Origin of the sequence: Microbacterium sp. LMX7-1.2, from assembly GCF_040675935.1 — a bacterium.
In the GTDB taxonomy this organism is placed as follows: domain Bacteria; phylum Actinomycetota; class Actinomycetes; order Actinomycetales; family Microbacteriaceae; genus Microbacterium.
The window spans coordinates 2,353,406-2,369,729 of record NZ_JBEGIL010000001.1; the positions used below are offsets into that span (position 1 = coordinate 2,353,406).

The window sequence follows — 16,324 nt, forward strand, 5'->3', positions numbered from 1 at the left end:
ACGTCTGCGGGTCCGTAGCATCCTTCGCTATCCGAACATCTTCCGCAAAGGAGCGGGCTCCATGGCCTCCACCCACAACAAAGCGCGTCGCGCAGGCATCGCCGCCTTCGTCGGCACCACGATCGAGTGGTACGACTTCTACGTCTACGCGACCGCTGCGGCGCTCGTCTTCGGCCCGCTGTTCTTCCCGAGCGGGGACCGTCTCGCCGAGACGGCCGCCGCGTTCGCGACCTTCGCCGTCGCGTTCCTCGTCCGACCGCTCGGCGGCATCGTCTTCGGGCACATCGGCGACAAGCTCGGCCGCCGCGTCTCGCTCGTGATCACACTGCTCCTCATGGGCGTCGCGACCGTGCTGGTCGGCTGCCTCCCGACCTACGAGAACATCGGCATCCTGGCCCCGATCCTCCTGATCCTGCTCCGCGCGATCCAGGGTCTCGCGGTCGGCGGCGAGTGGGGCGGTGCGGTGCTCATGAGCGTCGAGCACGCGCCCGAGAAGTCGAAGACCTTCTACGGCGGCTTCACGCAGCTCGGCAACCCGGCCGGAGCCCTGCTCGCCTCGGGGATCTTCGCGATCATGTCGCGCGGCGGTGACACCTTCATCATCGACGGCGGCTGGCGCATCCCGTTCCTCCTCTCGATCGTGCTCGTGGGCGTCGGCCTCTGGGTGCGGTACCGCGTCGAGGAGTCCCCGGTCTTCGAGCAGAAGATCGAAGGCCGCAAGCAGTCCATGCCGCTCGCCTTCGCGCTCCGCGCCAACTGGAAGCCGATCCTCCTCGGCATCGGCATCCTCCCGATCTCGACCGGCGGGTACTACCTCGCCACGACCTTCGCGACCGCGTACGCCACGGGCGAGCCCATCGCGATCAGCGAGCAGGTCATCCTCGACGCCATGACGATCGCCTCGTTCGTCGAGTTCGTCGTGACCCTGCCGGTCGCGTGGCTGGGCGACAAGTGGGGCCGTAAGAACGTCATGTACATCGGCCTCATCACCTCGGTGCTCACGTTCGCTCCGTTCCTGTTGATCATGCCCGGACGCGTCGAGCCGCTGATCTTCCTGCTCGCCTCGCTCGTGCGCATCGCGATGAGCGCGACCTACGCCCCGATCGCCGCGATCCTCGCGCAGATGTTCCGCCCGCAGGCCCGTTACACGTCGATCGCGCTGTCGTACGGCGTGGGAGCCGCCGTGTGGGCCGGGTTCTCGCCCTGGTTCGCGACGCAGCTGATCGCGTGGACGGGCAGCGTGTGGTCTGTGATCGCGATGTTCATCGGCATGGCGATCATCGCCGGCATCTGCACGCGGCTCGCACCGCAGCATTCCGACGAGGCGCCGGTCACGGCATCCTTCACCGCGCGCACCGACACGACGGCGAACCGGCTCCCCTGACCGCGGCCGCGCCCGCCCTTCCCCGCCCGCCCCGACAGCGAACAGGCCCATGAGAAAGCTCACCCCCTTCGACCGCTCCGCCCAGACGTCGCCGCGACTGCTCACGGCCCGCGCCATCCACACCGTGGATGCCGAGGACACGACCGCCACCGCGCTGCTCACCGACCGCGGCCGGATCGCCGCGATCGGCACGCTCGCGGAGTGCGAGCGGGAGGCGGAGCGACGGGGACTCGACCCCGAGCGCGTCGACCTGGGCGACGCAGTCGTGGTCCCGGGGTTCGTCGACGCCCATGCGCATCCGCTCATGTTCGGTCAGATGATGACCTGGGTGGACTGCGGGCCCGAGAAGGCCGGCAGCATCCCCGAGATCGTCGCGCTGCTGCGGGCGGCGGCGGCCGAGGCCCCGGAGGGGCGGCCGGTGCGCGGCTACGGCTACGAGCAGCGCAACCTCGCCGAGAAGCGGCATCCCACCCGCTTCGAGCTCGACGAGGTGTCCACCGACCGCGAGGTGTACCTCATGAACGCCTCGGGTCACGGCGGCGTCGTGAACTCGCGCACGCTCGAGGCGGCCGGGGTCGACCGCGACACCCCCGACCCCGACGGCGGTGAGTTCTTCCGCGATGCCGACGGCGAGCTGACCGGGGAGCTGTCGGATGCCGCGTGCAACATCCTCACGGGCGTGCACGGTGTGAAGATCGGGCACCACGGACCGAACTTCCACCTCGCCGACGAGCCCGAGGAGCACCTGCGACAGCTGGATGCCGCGACGCAGCGCTTCCTCGCCGGCGGTGTCACGTCGATCGGCGACTGCCAGGTCACCCGGCGCGAGTTCGACATGTACCTGCGCCTCGCCGAGGCCGGGCGTCTCGAGCTGCGCGTGTCGATGTACCTGCTGTCGCACCTGCTCGACGAGGCGCTGGAGATGGGGATGGTCGGACAGTTCGGCAACGCCCACCTGAGCTTCGCCGGCATCAAGTTCTATGCCGACGGCACGCTCGGCGGCTGGACCGCCTACTTCCCCGACGGCTACGTGGGCGACCCCTGCCGCACGGGCCAGCTCTACCACGAGCCCGCCGACTACGCGGCGCTCATCGCGAAGGCGCACGCCGCGGGACTGCAGACGGCGACGCACGCGCAGTCGCCCACCGCGATCGAGATGGTCGTCTCGGCGATCGAGGCGGCGCTCGCCGAGAACCCCGATGCCGACGCGCGCCATCGCATCGAGCACTGCGGCCTGCCGACCCCCGAGCAGATCGCCCGCATGGCGGCGGCCGGCATCCGTCCGGTGAATCAGACGCAGCACTACTTCAACTGGGGCGAGGGCGTCGAGGAGGCGATCGGCACCCCCGGCGAGCGCTTCAACCCGCTCGGCGAGTTCGAGCGGGCCGGGGTGGCCATGACGATCTCCTCGGATGCTCCGGTGGCCGAGCCGATTCCGCTCGAGGCGATCCAGACGGCGGTGACGCGGGTCACGCGTCGTGGTCACTCGCTGGGCCCGGCCGACCTGCGCATCAGCGCCGCCGCGGCGCTCCGCGCCCACACCTACGAGGGCGCGGTGTCGATCGGACGCGAAGACGACCTCGGTTCGCTCGAGGTCGGCAAGTACGCCGACTTCGCCGTGCTCTCCGGCGACCCGCTCGCCGTCGCCGCGGAGGACATCTCGGCGATCACGGTGCGCGAGACCTGGGTCGACGGAGAGCGGCGATACCGTGCCTGACGTGACACCCGAACCCGAGACCGCGCCCGACTACTCCGACACGGCCGGGCGCGCGGTGCTCGAGACGATCCGCGCCTACGGGGTCGACGCCGTGTTCGGCATCCCCGGCACCCACAACCTCGAGCTGTACCGTCCACTCGCCGACCTCGGCATCCGCGCCGTGACGAACCGTCACGAGCAGGGGGCGGGCTACGGCGCCGACGGCTGGGCGCAGCAGACCGGTCTTCCCGGCGTGGTCATCACGACCTCGGGGCCGGGTCTGCAGAATGCGATGAGCGCGATCGGCACGGCGTTCTGCGAGTCGCGCCCGCTGATCGTGCTGTCGCCCGGCGTCGCGCGGGGTGCCGAGTTCGCCGACGTCGGCACGCTGCACGAGACCAAGGACGCGACCGCCATGGTCGGCGCGATCGCCGAGTGGTCGCGGCGCGTGACGACGGCGGCCGAGGCCGTGGAGGCCGTGCACGACGCGTTCGCGCTGTTCCGCACCGGGCGCCCGCGTCCCGTGCACATCGAGATCCCGCTCGACGTGCTCGAAGCCCCGGCCGGCGTCCCCGCCGAGGCTCGTCGGCCGCGACCGGTGTCGGCGCGCGTCTCCGGCGACCCGGATGCGCTCGCCGCGGCGGCCCGACTGCTGTCGGATGCGGAGCGTCCGGTGATCGTCGCGGGCGGCGGATCGACGGATGCCGTGCACGAGCTCACCGCGATCGCGGAACGCCTCGGGGCGCCCGTGCTGACGACCCTCAACGGCAAGGGCGTGGTCGACGAACGGCATCCGCTCTCACTGGGATCGAACCTGCGCCTCGCGGCGGCCCGCACGGTCGCGGAGGACGCCGACGTGCTGCTCGTCGTCGGCTCGAAGCTCGGCGAGGCCGAGCTGTGGGCCCCGCGGCTCGAGGCGCGCGGGGCGGTCCTGCGCGTCGACATCTCGCCGGCCCAGCTCGACAAGAACCTCGCGGCGACCGTCGGGCTCGCGGGCGACGCGGCCGCCGTCACGGGCGCACTGCTCGAGCTCCTCCCGGCCGAACAGCGCCCGCCCCGTGACCTGACCGCCGAGCGTGCCGCCATCGCGCGCGAGATGCACGAGGTGCTGCCCGAGACCGTGGCACTCGCCGAGATCATCGCGGAGGCCCTGCCCGACGATGCGATCGTCGCGGGGGACTCTTCGCAGATCGTGTACCTGGCGCTCGGCAGCGTGCTCGCGTCCGAGCATCCGCACTCGCTGCTCTACACGCCCACCTACGCCACCCTCGGCTACGGTCTGCCGGCGGCCATCGGCGCCCGCGTCGCGCAGACGGAGCGTCCCGTGGTGACGGTGATCGGCGACGGCGCGCTCATGTTCTGCGTGAACGAGCTCGTGACCGCGGTCGAGCAGCGCCTCGACGTCACGATCGTGTGCGTCGACAACGGCGGCTACGCCGAGATCCGTCAGAACGAGGTCGACCGCGGCATGGCTCCGATCGGCGTCGACCTCGTGCAGCCCGACTGGGCCGCGCTCGCCACGGCCTTCGGCGCGCACGGGCGTCGCGTCGACGCGCGCGCCGACATCATCCCCGCCATTCGCGAGGCGATCGCCGACGGGGGAGTGCAGCTCGTACACATCCCGCAGAGCGCGCTCGTCTGATCCCGACACGCTTCCGAGAGAGAACAGGAACGACCGATGACCGAGAACGTGGGCCCCATCGACGCCTCGAAGAACCCCCGCTACTCCGGGATCGCGACCTTCGCGCGCCTGCCGCGCATCGAGGACGTCGACCGCGCCGACATCGCCGTGGTCGGCATCCCCTTCGACTCGGGGGTCAGCTACCGCCCGGGCACCCGGTTCGGACCCTCGCACGTGCGCGAGTCCTCGCGTCTGCTGCGGCCGTACAACCCCGCGCAGGACGTGTCGCCGTTCCAGATCGCCCAGGTGGTGGATGCCGGTGACATCCCGGTCAATCCCTTCGACCTCACCGAGGCGGTGACCGAGGTCGAGACCGCGGCCCGTGCGCTCGGAGAGCAGGTGCGGCGCATCGTGACGATCGGCGGCGACCACACGGTCGCGCTGCCGCTGCTGCGGGCGGTCGCCGCGAAGCACGGACCCGTCGCGGTGCTGCACTTCGACGCCCACCTCGACACCTGGGACACGTACTTCGGCGCGCCCATCACCCACGGCACGCCGTTCCGTCGGGCGAGTGAGGAGGGCCTGATCGACCTCACCGCGAGCTGCCACGTCGGCACGCGCGGACCCCTGTACTCGAAGCAGGACCTCGAGGACGACGCCCGCCTCGGCTTCTCGATCGTCTCGAGCGAGTACATCGAGGAGCACGGCGTCGAGGCCGGCATCGAACGCATCCTGCAGCGCGTCGGCGACAAGCCGCTCTACGTGTCGATCGACATCGACGTGCTCGACCCCGCGCACGCCCCCGGCACCGGGACGCCCGAGGCGGGCGGCCTCACGAGCCGCGAGCTGCTGCGCATCCTGCGGGCGCTCGGCGATCGTGACATCGTGGGCGCCGACGTGGTCGAGGTCTCGCCCGCGTACGACCACGCCCAGATCACCGGCATCGCCGCGAGCCACGTCGTGTACGAGCTCGTGACGCTGCTCGCTGCGCGCCTCGCCCGGGACTGACCCGTCCCGCAGCCGGAGCCGCAGCCTGACCGGCAGCCGGTGAGCGGCGCTATCCGAACGACGCCGCGACGAGGTCGGCGAACAGCACCTCGGCATCGCAGTCGACGCGGCGCCGGGCGAACCAGTCGCACACGTTGACGCAGTCGCGGTGCAGCAGGTCGAGGCCCTGCGGGTTCACGATCACGTCGACGATCTGCGGCAGGTCGATCACCCGCACGCGGCCCTCGTGCACGAGGAGGTTGTAGGCCGAGAGGTCGCCGTGCGTGAATCCCGCCGCGGCGAACACCCGCATGAGGTCGACGACCTGCGCGAACTGCCCGGCGAGCTCGACGCGGTCGGCCCGGATCTGGGCGAGGCGCGGGGCGGCGGTGCCGTCGGCGTCCCCGAGGAACTCCATCAGGACCTCTGTGCCGTTCACCTGCACCGGGTAGGGCACAGGGGCGCCCAGCTCGTGCATCCGGCTCAGCGCCGTGAACTCGGCGAACGACCACTGCGCGGCGGCGACCTCGCGACCGTGGGCGGACTTCTTCGCAAGAGCGCGGGTATCACGGGTGTTCCGCGTGGCGCGGCCCTCGGTGTAGACCGCTGAGCGGTGGAAGCCGCTGCGGTCGCTGTCGCGGTATCGCTTCGCGGCGAGCAGCGTGCGCTGCTGAGGATCGCCGGGAACGGCCCGTTCGATCAGGAAGACGTCGGCCTCCTTGCCTGTCTTGAGGATGCCGAGCTCGGTGTCGAGGGCGCCGGCGCTCGTCACGACCCAGTCGGGCCGCGGCTCGGGTCCGCGTTCCGAGGGGGTGACGGACGGCCAGGTCGTCCAGCGCTGGTTCGCGCCGGGTTCGACGTCGGCGAAGACGGGTACGGCCTCGAAGGGCGAGGCGTCGAAGAGGGACGATGCTTCGGAAGAAGCGGAGTGATCAGACACGGTGTGGCTCCGGGGAGAAGGAGGCCACGCGCGGGTCAGGAGCGGGTGGCCTCGGGAAGGATGTCGGCGAGGGGCGCGACGAAGACGGCGTTCATGTCATCGGCTCCTCTCGAGCGGCCTTCCGGGCGCTTCCCGGTGCGTGGTCGAGCCTAGGGTGCGGCGAGGGTGCTGTCCAGAGCCGTCGGCCTGCCGTCGCTCGACGGCTATCAGCCAGCATTCCGGAATGCGATTTCTGGATCGGATGCAGAAACGGCGCGGCCCTCGCTACCTTTCAGTCACACGAGGAGGGACGCCCACAAGGTGCCCTTCGTAGATGAGAGGAGCACCATGTCCATTCGACGTTCACGAGGCGCGAAGCTGCCTCGAGGGGTAGCCGTCTCGGCGGCCCTCGTCACCCTCGGCGGTCTGCTGTTCACGCCATCGATCGCGAATGCTGCCACGAGCCCGGTCGGCACTCCGGCGAGCGCTCCGGCCGTCGTCGGCGCGCAGACCGGCACCGGGGTCGACGGGGAGTACGTCGTCGTGCTGAAGCCCGAAGCGGCAGCCGCCGCCAACGACGGCGTCGCGGAGTCCATCAGCGACGCGGCCGGAGGCGAGGTGACCGAGGTCTTCGACACCGCCATCGACGGTTACTCCGCCACCCTCACTGCTGAGGAGGCAAACGCCGTGGCCGCGGATCCGCGTGTCCAGTCGGTCGAGCCGGTGCAGACGATGGTGGCCCTCGCCGAGCAGGTCTCTCCGCCGAACTGGGGCGACGACCGCATCGACCAGCGCGCACTCCCGCTCGACGGACGATTCGTCTACCCCGACTCCGCGGGAGCAGGCGTGCACGTGTACGTCATCGACTCCGGGATCCGCGGCACCCACTCCGAGTTCGCGGGACGCCTCGGCGACGGCTTCGACGTCACCGGCGCAGGCCAGCCCTACCAGGACTGCAACGGCCACGGCACGCACGTCGCCGGCACCGCAGCCGGAACGACCTACGGTGTCGCGAAGAAGGCGACCGTGCACTCGGTGCGCATCCTCGGATGCAATGGGAAGGGCCCGAGCGACGCGTCGCTCGCCGCGATCGAATGGATCATGGAGAACGCGCAGCGCCCGGCCGTCGTGAACTACAGCATCGGATGTCAGACCGCGTGCTCGTACCCCGCGCTCGATGCGGCGGTGAAGAACCTCATCGCCTCGGGCATCTCCTGGGTGCAGGCGGCGGGCAACTCCAACGACAACGCGTGCCTGTACAGCCCGCAGCGCGTCCCCGAGTCCGTCACCGTCGGAAACGTGAACCGGCAGGACGCCAAGAACCCGACGAGCAGTCACGGATCGTGCCTCGACCTCTGGGCGCCGGGCACGGAGATCATCTCCTCGTTCCACACGAGCGACACGGCGACGAAGTCCCTGACCGGCACGTCCATGGCTTCCCCGCACGTCGCAGGATCCGCCGCCCTCATGCTCGGCAAGACACCGTCCGCGACGCCCGCCCAGATCGCGCAGGCGCTCGTCGGCAACGCCACGACCGGGGTGCTCACTGGCCTCGACGCGGCGTCGCCGAACCGTCTGCTGTACACCGGGTTCCTGAACCCGACCACGACGACGCCGACCGCTGTCGACCTCGCCGCTATCCCCGACCAGACCTCGACCGTCGGATCGGCGGTCGACCTCGCGGTCACCGCGACCGGAGGCACGGCGCCGTACACGTTCTCGGCCTCGGGTCTTCCCGCGGGTCTGTCGATCTCCGCGACGACCGGACGCATCACGGGAACGCCCACGACGGCGGCGACCTCGTCCGTCACGGTCACGGTGCGTGACGCCGCCAGCCCCGCGACGCAGGACTCGTTCACCTTCTCGTGGAAGGTGAACGCCTCGACCACGCCGCCGAGCACCTGCACCGGAACCTCGGTGAGCTCGGGCACCCTCGCGTCCGGCGCACAGGCGATCTCCGCGACGTTCAGCCGCACCGCGGCCGGCACGATCGAGGTCTGCCTCGACGGTCCGACCGGCGCGGACTTCGACGCGTACCTGCAGAAGCGCTCCTCGTCGGGGACGTGGACGACGGTCGCCCGCGGCATCACGACCGCTCCGGACGAGAAGTTCTCGTACAGCGCGACCGCCGGGACGTACCGCGTCGTCGTGGTGTCCGACTCCGGCTCGGGCGCGTACACCGCGACCGTGAAGTAGTCGGCGCGACCGCACCGCACATCAGGGGGCGGATGCCGTGGACCAGTCCGCGGCATCCGCCCTCGGCGTGTCCGGACGATCGGTCGGATGCGGCGGACGGCCCGTCGGGCGCGGGCCCTCGGGTGCTGGAAGCCTGGAAGCATGACCACGACCGCCCCCGTTCCCGTGACGACCACGCGCACCCCGAGCATCCGCTACGGCGGACTCATCGTGCTGATGCTGATGGGCTTCCTGCTCGTCACGGCCGAGTTCCTCCCCAACGGCGTGCTCACCGAGATGGCCGACGCACTCGGGGTGACCCCCGGGCAGGCCGGGCAGACGGTCACGGTCACGGCGCTCGTCGGACTCGTCGTCGCCCCCACGGTCGGACTCGTCTTCCCGCGCCTCGACCGACGGTCGCTGCTCGTGTGGATGGCGCTCGCCGCCGCCGCGTCGAACCTCATCGTCGCGATCGCGCCGAACCTGGTGATCGTGCTCCTCGCGCGGTTCCTGCTGGGCGCGGCGATCAGCGCGTTCTGGGCCATGTCCATCACGGTCGCCGTGCGCCTCGCCGGGCCCGAGCACCTGGGCCGCGGGGTCATGTTCACCTCTGCGGGCGTGTCGCTCGCCACCGTCGCCGGAGTCCCGCTCGGCGTCCTGCTGAGTGAGTTCGTGAACTGGCAGGCGGTGTTCGCGATCGCCGGCGTGCTGATGGTGCTGCTGGCCGTCGCGCTGCGTTTCGTGCTGCCTCCAGTGCCGGCTGAGCAGGCGTCCAGCCTCCGCCTCCTGGTCGACACGCTGCGTCGCCCCGGCATCGGACTCGGGATGCTCGGCCACGTGCTCGTGGTGCTCGGGCACTTCCTCGCGTACACGTACGTGCGGCTCGCGCTCGAGAGCATCCCGGGTGTGGATGCCTCGACCATCGTGGTCCTGCTGGCGCTGTTCGGCGTCGGCGGTCTCGCGGGCAACCTGTCGATCGGCCTGATCATCGACCGGCGCTTCGCGTTCTTCTCGGTTTTCGCGCCGCTCGTGATCGCGGTGGCGGTGCTGTCGATGATCCTGTTCGCGGGCACGGTGATCGGCGTCGGCGCGATCGTGCTGGTGTGGGGATTCTTCTTCTCGTCGTGGCTGCTCGTCGCCAACACCTGGGTCGGACACCGGATGCCCGATCGGCTGGAGGCCGGGGGCAGCCTCGTGGTCGTCGGGTTCCAGGGCGCGATCACGCTCGCAGCAGGAGTCGGCGGCCTGCTGGTCGACACGCTGAGCATCCAGCTCGTCTACGTGATCGGCGCGGTCGTGCTGCTGCTCGGCGCCGTGCTCTTCGGGGCCTCGAACCGGGTGAGTTCCCGGGCGCGCGGGTAGCGGGTAGAGGTCAGGCGGGGACGATCGCGTGCGACGCGCGCCATGACGACGGGGTCATGCCCGTGCGGCGGCGGAACGCGCGGCTGAAGCCCTCGTCCGAGGCATAGCCCAGGGTGCGGGAGGTCTCCGAGACGGAACGGCCGGCCTCCAGCATCCGCTTCGCCTCATCGATCCGCACCTCGGTGACGTAGTCGGCGGGGGAGCGGCCGATCGCGATGCGGAACCGCTCCGCGAACACCGACCGCGACATCGCGCCGACGCTCGCGAGGCTCTCGACCGTCCATTCCTCGCCCGGTCGCTCGTGGATCGCCTCGACGACACGATCGAGGAAGGGGTCGGATGCCGCGGGCCAGCCTGCCGGAGCGCAGCCGTTCGCCGCCCAGGCGCGGATGACCGACAACAGCACGGTCTTCGCCATCATGCGGCAGATGAGGGGGTCGCCCTGACGCGCGGGCGAGCCGGGAGGGTCGGTCGGCCCCATGCTCGCGGCGAGCGCCGCCGCTGCGGGTTCGAGAGCGTCGAAAGAGGTGACGGTGACGGGGTCCGGCAGCCCGCCGGCGAGCAGCCGGGTGCTCTCGGAGAACTCGAGGTCGAACACCACCAGGTCTGCCGGACCGCGGGCTTCGAGCGCGAAGGAGGTGTTGCCCAGGGTGAGGAAGGCGTCGCCCGCCGACAGAGGCTCGTTGCGCGGATGCTCCTCCACGGCGATCGAGCTCGAGGCCCGGTCGACATCCAGTCGGCATCCGGCGTTCAGCGGGGGATGGCCGCGCACTGCGCCTGCGGCGACGTACACGAGCGTCGCGCGTCCGGCCGGAAGCGCCAGCAGCCCGCCGGGCGCGAGCGGTGCGCGACGCGCGATGCCGACCGTCAGGTCGACGGAGTCGAGCACGCGCGCGAGCGCGGAGGAGTCGGCGATCACCATGCCTCAGGCAACGCCTGCACGCGCGGCGATATTCCGGCCGGGAGCTCATAGGAACGCCGGTTACGCTGACACGAAACCATCCGAGGAGTCCCGTGTTCCGTGCACCCGGCCGTCTTTTCCGTGTCCTGGCGATCGCGGAGGCGATCACCTGGACGATCCTCATCTCGGGGATCATCGCGCGCGCCCTCGGGGCGCCCGGCGTCGTCGTGACGATCGGCGGCGGCATCCACGGCTTCGTGTTCCTCGCCTACGCGGCCACGGCCCTGCTCGTCGCCCTCAACCAGCGCTGGCACGTCGGCGTCGCGGTCGTCGCCGTGGCGAGCGCTGTGATCCCGTACGCCACGATCCCGACCGAGATCTGGCTGCAGCGCACCGGACGCCTGACCGGCGACTGGCGGCTCGAGCAGGGCGACGACCCACGCGATGCGCGCTGGTACGACCGGCTCATGCGCTGGTTCCTGCGTCGGCCGTGGGTGCTCGCCATGCTGCTGGTGGTCGGCATCGTCGCGCTGTACGTGATCCTGCTGCTCGTCGGCCCTCCCGGCGGCAAGTGATCAGGATGCCGGGCCACGCGCTCAGTGCGCGAACGCGACGCCCACGGAGTCCCGCACGATGCTCCTGGCGGCCTGGGCTCCTGCTCCGGCTGCCACGATGAGCTGCTGCGGTCCCGGCACCGTCGCATCGCCGGCGGCGTAGAGCCCCGCGACGTCGGTCCGCCCGCCGTGGTCGACGTGGATGAGCCCGTGGCCGTCGACCGACGGCGCCGTCTCGTGCAGGAACGACAGGTCGCTCGACCACTCGGGCCGCACGAAGCCGCCCTCGATCGAGACGACCTCCCCGTCGTCGAGCCGCACGGCTTCGATGACCCCTCGGTCTCCGACGAGCTCGACGATGCGGGCTCGTCGCACCGTCACGCCCGCGGCGGCCAGTTCCGCCTCCTCGGCCGCGGTCACGGCATCCGATCCGTTCGTGAAGACCGTGAGCGCCGCGGTCCAGCGGGCGATCAGACGGGCGCGAGCGGCGAGATCCGACGTCTCGCCGATCAGCGCCAGGCGACGGCCCTGCAGCTCCCACGCGTCGCACGCCGTGCAGCTGAACAGGCTCATGCCGTAGAAGCCGCGGAGGTTGGCTACCTCGGGGAGGGTCTCCCGCAGACCCGTCGAGAGCAGCACGGCGCGCGTCGCGACGGTCTCGTCGGGTCCGCGTCGGCCGATGCCCGCCTCGAATCCAGCATCCGACATCCGCAGCGAGTGCACGCGCACGCGGGAGCGCACTTCGACCCCGGGGTAGGCCTCGAGCTCGGCCCGTGCGAGACGTCGCAGCTCGTGGGGCGGCACGCCGTCACGCGTGAGGAAGCCGTGCGAGTTCAGCGTGGCGGCGTTGCGGGGACGGTCCGCGTCGACCAGCAGCACGCGCATGAGCGCTCGGCCGAGATTCAGCGCGGCCGAGAGGCCTGCGGGCCCCCCGCCCACGATCAGGGCGTCGTAGGGCGTCGAGTCGTCCACTGTGCACCTCCGTCCTCCATCCTGCCATCGTCTGCTTAGGGTGGCCTTACTCGGCCGTCTCGGATCAAAACTTGAGCGAACTCATATCAAGTTTGTTTGACAGCGTCCGAAGGTCGGAGTACAGTTGAGCCATCGCGACTCAGGTTTCCCTGATCGCCCCGGATTTTCCGACCACATCAACTCACGCGACACAAAGGAGAACAACATGGCACGTGCTGTGGGTATCGACCTCGGAACGACGAACTCCGTCGTCAGCGTCCTCGAGGGCGGCGAGCCGAAGGTCATCGCCAACGCCGAGGGCTTCCGCACCACCCCCTCGGTGGTCGCCTTCACGAAGGACGGCGAGGTGCTCGTCGGCGAGACCGCCAAGCGCCAGGCCGTCACGAACGTCGACCGCACCATCGCCTCCGTCAAGCGCCACGTCGGCACCGACTGGTCCTTCGACGTCGACGGCAAGAAGTGGACGCCGCAGGAGATCTCCGCGCGCATCCTCCAGAAGCTCAAGCGCGACGCCGAGTCGTACCTGGGCGACACGGTGACGGATGCCGTCATCACCGTCCCCGCGTACTTCAACGACGCCGAGCGTCAGGCCACCAAGGAGGCCGGCGAGATCTCGGGCCTCAACGTCCTGCGCATCATCAACGAGCCGACCGCGGCCGCCCTGGCCTACGGCCTCGACAAGGGCAAGGAGGACGAGCTCATCCTCGTCTTCGACCTCGGCGGCGGCACGTTCGACGTCTCCCTGCTCGAGGTGGGCAAGGACGACGACTTCTCCACGATCCAGGTCCGCGCGACCGCGGGTGACAACCGCCTCGGCGGAGACGACTGGGACCAGCGCCTCGTCGACTACCTGATCAAGCAGTTCAAGGAGACCACGGGCGTCGACGTCTCGGGCGACAAGATCGCGCTGCAGCGCCTCAAGGAGGCCGCGGAGCAGGCGAAGAAGGAGCTCTCCTCCTCGACCTCGACCAGCATCAACCTGCCGTACCTGTCGCTGACGGAGTCCGGCCCGGTGTCGCTGAGCGAGACCATCACGCGCGCGAAGTTCGAGGACCTCACCAAGGACCTCCTCGACCGCACCAAGAAGCCCTTCGAGGACGTCATCCGCGAGGCGAACATCAAGGTCGCCGACATCGACCACATCGTGCTGGTCGGCGGATCGACCCGGATGCCCGCCGTCGCCGAGCTCGTCAAGCGCGAGACCGGCAAGGAGGCCAACAAGGGCGTCAACCCCGACGAGGTCGTGGCCGTGGGCGCAGCCCTGCAGGCCGGTGTCCTCAAGGGCGAGCGCAAGGACGTCCTGCTGATCGACGTCACCCCCCTGAGCCTCGGCATCGAGACCAAGGGCGGCATGATGACCAAGCTCATCGAGCGCAACACGGCCATCCCGACCAAGCGCAGCGAGACCTTCACCACGGCAGACGACAACCAGCCGTCCGTCGCGATCCAGGTGTTCCAGGGCGAGCGCGACTTCACGCGCGACAACAAGCCGCTCGGCACGTTCGAGCTGACCGGCATCGCCGCGGCCCCCCGCGGCATCCCGCAGATCGAGGTCACGTTCGACATCGACGCGAACGGCATCGTGCACGTGTCCGCCAAGGACAAGGGCACCGGTACCGAGAAGTCGATCGTCATCTCCGGCGGCTCGTCGCTGTCGAAGGAGGACATCGAGCGCATGGTGCGCGAGGCCGAGGAGCACGCCGCCGAGGACAAGCAGCGCCGCGAGGCCGCCGAGGTCCGCAACCAGGCCGAGACGCTCGCGTACTCGATCGACAAGTTGCTGACCGAGAACGACGACAAGCTGCCGGAGGACGTGAAGACCGAGGTCAAGGCCGACGTCGACGCCCTCAAGACGGCGCTCGCGGGCGAGGACGAGGACGCGGTCAAGACCGCGTTCGACAAGCTCAACCAGTCGCAGGGCCGGATCGGCGAGGCGCTGTACGCGTCCTCGCAGGCGGACGCCGCTGCCGGCGCCTCGGCCGAGGGCGACGCCCCGGCCGGTGACGACACCTCCTCCGACGAGGACGTCATCGACGCCGAGGTCGTGGACGACGAGGACGAGAAGAAGTAATCATGACGGACAAGAACTTCGACGAGAACCAGAATCCTGAGTCCGCCGGAGGTCGCAGCGAGGGGTCGGATGCTCAGGCATCCGGCCCCGAGCCGCAGAACCAGGACTCCCGCGAGGCGGCGGCCGCCGAGGGATCGGACGAGACCCCGGTCGACGGCGCCCCCGACGACCTCACGGTCGACGACATCCTCGGTGCCACGCAGACCGGCGAGGCCGCGGCGGAGGACGCCGTGCTCGCCGACCTGGAGTCGACGCTCCTGAACGACCTCAAGCGCCTGCAGGCCGAGTACGCGAACTACCGCCGCCGCACCGAGGAGCAGCGTCAGGTCGAGATCGAGCGCGCGAAGGGCGAGGCCGCGAAGGGCCTCATCCCCGTGCTCGACGATCTCGCCCGCGCCGCCCAGCACGGCGATCTGGTCGAGGGCACGCCCTTCGCCGTGATCGCCGACAAGGTGCGCACGGTGGTCGACCGTCTCGGCGTCGTCTCCTACGGGGCGGCCGGTGAGGAGTTCGACCCGCAGCGCCACGAGGCGATCTTCCAGCAGCCCACGCCGGGCGCCACCACGACGACGATCCTCGAGGTGGTCGAGGTGGGCTACCGCCTCGGCGACGTCGAGCTGCGACCCGCCAAGGTCGTGGTCGCCGTCCCTGCCGAGTAGGTGATCGATGGCTAGCCAGGACTGGTTCGACAAGGACTTCTACAAGACCCTCGGGGTCTCGAAGGACGTCAGCGACGCCGATCTCAAGAAGACGTACCGCAAGCTCGCCCGCAAGTACCACCCGGACTCCAACCAGGGGGACGAGAAGGCGGAGGCGAAGTTCAAGGAGATCAGCGAGGCCTACTCGGTGCTCTCCGACGCCGAGCAGCGCAAGGAGTACGACGAGATCCGTGCGATGGGCTCGGGCGCGCGCTTCACGGCGGGCGGCCAGGGCGGCGGCGGCTTCGAAGACGTCTTCAGCCGGTTCGGCCAGCAGGGTCGCGGGCAGACCGCCGACTTCGAGGACATCTTCGCGATGTTCAACCAGGGGCAGGGCGGCGGATCGTTCGGCTCCGGCCGGTTCGGGCAGACGTCCGGCGGATTCCGCGGCTTCGGCGGCCCCCAGCGCGGCGCCGACGTCACGGCCCGCACCACGCTGGACTTCGCGACCGCCGTGCAGGGCGAGACGATCAGCCTGCAGGGCGAGGACGGCAAGCCGTTCAAGGTGAAGATCCCCGCCGGGGTCGCCGACGGGCAGAAGATCCGCCTGCGCGGTCGCGGCCGACCGTCGCCGGACGGCGGGGAGAGCGGCGACATCGTGGTGCAGATCACGGTGCGACCGCATCCGGTCTTCACGCGCGACGGCCTCAACCTGCGCGTCGTGGTGCCGGTGACCTTCACGGAGGCAGCGCTCGGCGCGACGATCGAGGTCCCCACGCTCGGGGGCGACACGGTCAAGCTCCGCGTCGCCCCGGGCACGCCGTCGGGGCGGGTGCTCCGCGTCAAGGGACGCGGAGTCACAACCAGCAAGGGCACGGGAGACCTCCTGGCCGAGCTGCAGATCGCGGTGCCCTCGCACCTCGATGAGGCGGCCAAGGAGGCGCTGGAGAAGTTCCAGGAGCTCGAGCCCGCCGAGAACCCGCGCGCCGACCTGATGGCGAAGGCACGGCGCTGACATCATGACCGGGATGACGACCGCGAACA

At 70.4% G+C, this 16,324-nt stretch carries 13 protein-coding genes; 10 read left to right on the forward strand and 3 right to left on the reverse strand.

Translation table 11 applies throughout. From position 1 onward, the window contains the following. The first annotated feature begins 61 nt into the window (after positions 1-61). Genes MRBLMX7_RS11595 through speB form a run of 4 tightly spaced genes read left to right on the forward strand, consistent with a single transcriptional unit; the run spans position 62 to position 5,709 of the window. Positions 62-1,384, forward strand: a complete 1,323-nt coding sequence (locus MRBLMX7_RS11595; protein WP_363368650.1) for an MFS transporter — start codon at positions 62-64, stop codon at positions 1,382-1,384. Between the two features lie 49 nt (positions 1,385-1,433). After that, positions 1,434-3,101: an amidohydrolase gene (locus MRBLMX7_RS11600; RefSeq protein ID WP_363368652.1), complete on the forward strand. Its 1,668-nt coding sequence runs from the start codon at positions 1,434-1,436 to the stop codon at positions 3,099-3,101. Between the two features lies 1 nt (position 3,102). After that, positions 3,103-4,722 (forward strand): thiamine pyrophosphate-binding protein, encoded by a 1,620-nt coding sequence (locus MRBLMX7_RS11605; RefSeq protein WP_363368654.1) that lies wholly within the window; start codon positions 3,103-3,105, stop codon positions 4,720-4,722. Between the two features lie 36 nt (positions 4,723-4,758). Next, positions 4,759-5,709, forward strand: a complete 951-nt coding sequence (speB, locus tag MRBLMX7_RS11610) for an agmatinase (RefSeq protein ID WP_363368656.1) — start codon at positions 4,759-4,761, stop codon at positions 5,707-5,709. Positions 5,710-5,758: 49 nt separating this feature from the next. On the opposite strand, the gene MRBLMX7_RS11615 is transcribed toward speB, so the two are convergent. Next, on the reverse strand, positions 5,759-6,628 hold the full coding sequence (locus MRBLMX7_RS11615) for a serine protein kinase RIO (RefSeq protein WP_363368658.1): 870 nt from the start codon (positions 6,626-6,628) through the stop codon (positions 5,759-5,761). Positions 6,629-6,955: 327 nt separating this feature from the next. Between MRBLMX7_RS11615 and MRBLMX7_RS11620 the strand changes: the two genes are divergently transcribed. Further along, positions 6,956-8,803, forward strand: coding sequence for a S8 family peptidase (locus tag MRBLMX7_RS11620; RefSeq protein WP_363368660.1), 1,848 nt, complete (start codon positions 6,956-6,958; stop codon positions 8,801-8,803). A 141-nt stretch (positions 8,804-8,944) separates the two neighbouring features. After that, the gene (locus tag MRBLMX7_RS11625) at positions 8,945-10,144 is read left to right on the forward strand and encodes an MFS transporter (protein ID WP_363368662.1); all 1,200 of its coding nucleotides are present in this window, start codon (positions 8,945-8,947) and stop codon (positions 10,142-10,144) included. 10 nt (positions 10,145-10,154) lie between these two features. Here the strand turns inward: MRBLMX7_RS11625 and MRBLMX7_RS11630 are convergent, their stop codons facing one another. Then, positions 10,155-11,066 (reverse strand): AraC family transcriptional regulator, encoded by a 912-nt coding sequence (locus tag MRBLMX7_RS11630; protein ID WP_363368664.1) that lies wholly within the window; start codon positions 11,064-11,066, stop codon positions 10,155-10,157. Between the two features lie 92 nt (positions 11,067-11,158). Here MRBLMX7_RS11630 and MRBLMX7_RS11635 point away from each other — a divergent pair, with 92 nt between their 5' ends. Next, positions 11,159-11,620: a DUF3817 domain-containing protein gene (locus MRBLMX7_RS11635; RefSeq protein ID WP_363368666.1), complete on the forward strand. Its 462-nt coding sequence runs from the start codon at positions 11,159-11,161 to the stop codon at positions 11,618-11,620. Positions 11,621-11,641: 21 nt separating this feature from the next. On the opposite strand, the gene MRBLMX7_RS11640 is transcribed toward MRBLMX7_RS11635, so the two are convergent. Next, the gene (locus MRBLMX7_RS11640; RefSeq protein WP_363368668.1) at positions 11,642-12,571 is read right to left on the reverse strand and encodes an NAD(P)/FAD-dependent oxidoreductase; all 930 of its coding nucleotides are present in this window, start codon (positions 12,569-12,571) and stop codon (positions 11,642-11,644) included. Positions 12,572-12,776: 205 nt separating this feature from the next. Here MRBLMX7_RS11640 and dnaK point away from each other — a divergent pair, with 205 nt between their 5' ends. From dnaK to MRBLMX7_RS11655, 3 genes are read left to right on the forward strand one after another with little or no spacing between them, the layout of a single operon-like run. After that, entirely contained in the window at positions 12,777-14,642 is a 1,866-nt protein-coding gene (gene dnaK, locus MRBLMX7_RS11645; RefSeq protein ID WP_363368670.1) for a molecular chaperone DnaK, read from the forward strand. 2 nt (positions 14,643-14,644) lie between these two features. Continuing rightward, the gene (locus tag MRBLMX7_RS11650) at positions 14,645-15,301 is read left to right on the forward strand and encodes a nucleotide exchange factor GrpE (RefSeq protein ID WP_363368672.1); all 657 of its coding nucleotides are present in this window, start codon (positions 14,645-14,647) and stop codon (positions 15,299-15,301) included. Positions 15,302-15,308: 7 nt separating this feature from the next. Further along, positions 15,309-16,295, forward strand: a complete 987-nt coding sequence (locus MRBLMX7_RS11655; RefSeq protein ID WP_363368674.1) for a DnaJ C-terminal domain-containing protein — start codon at positions 15,309-15,311, stop codon at positions 16,293-16,295. Positions 16,296-16,324 lie beyond the last annotated feature (29 nt).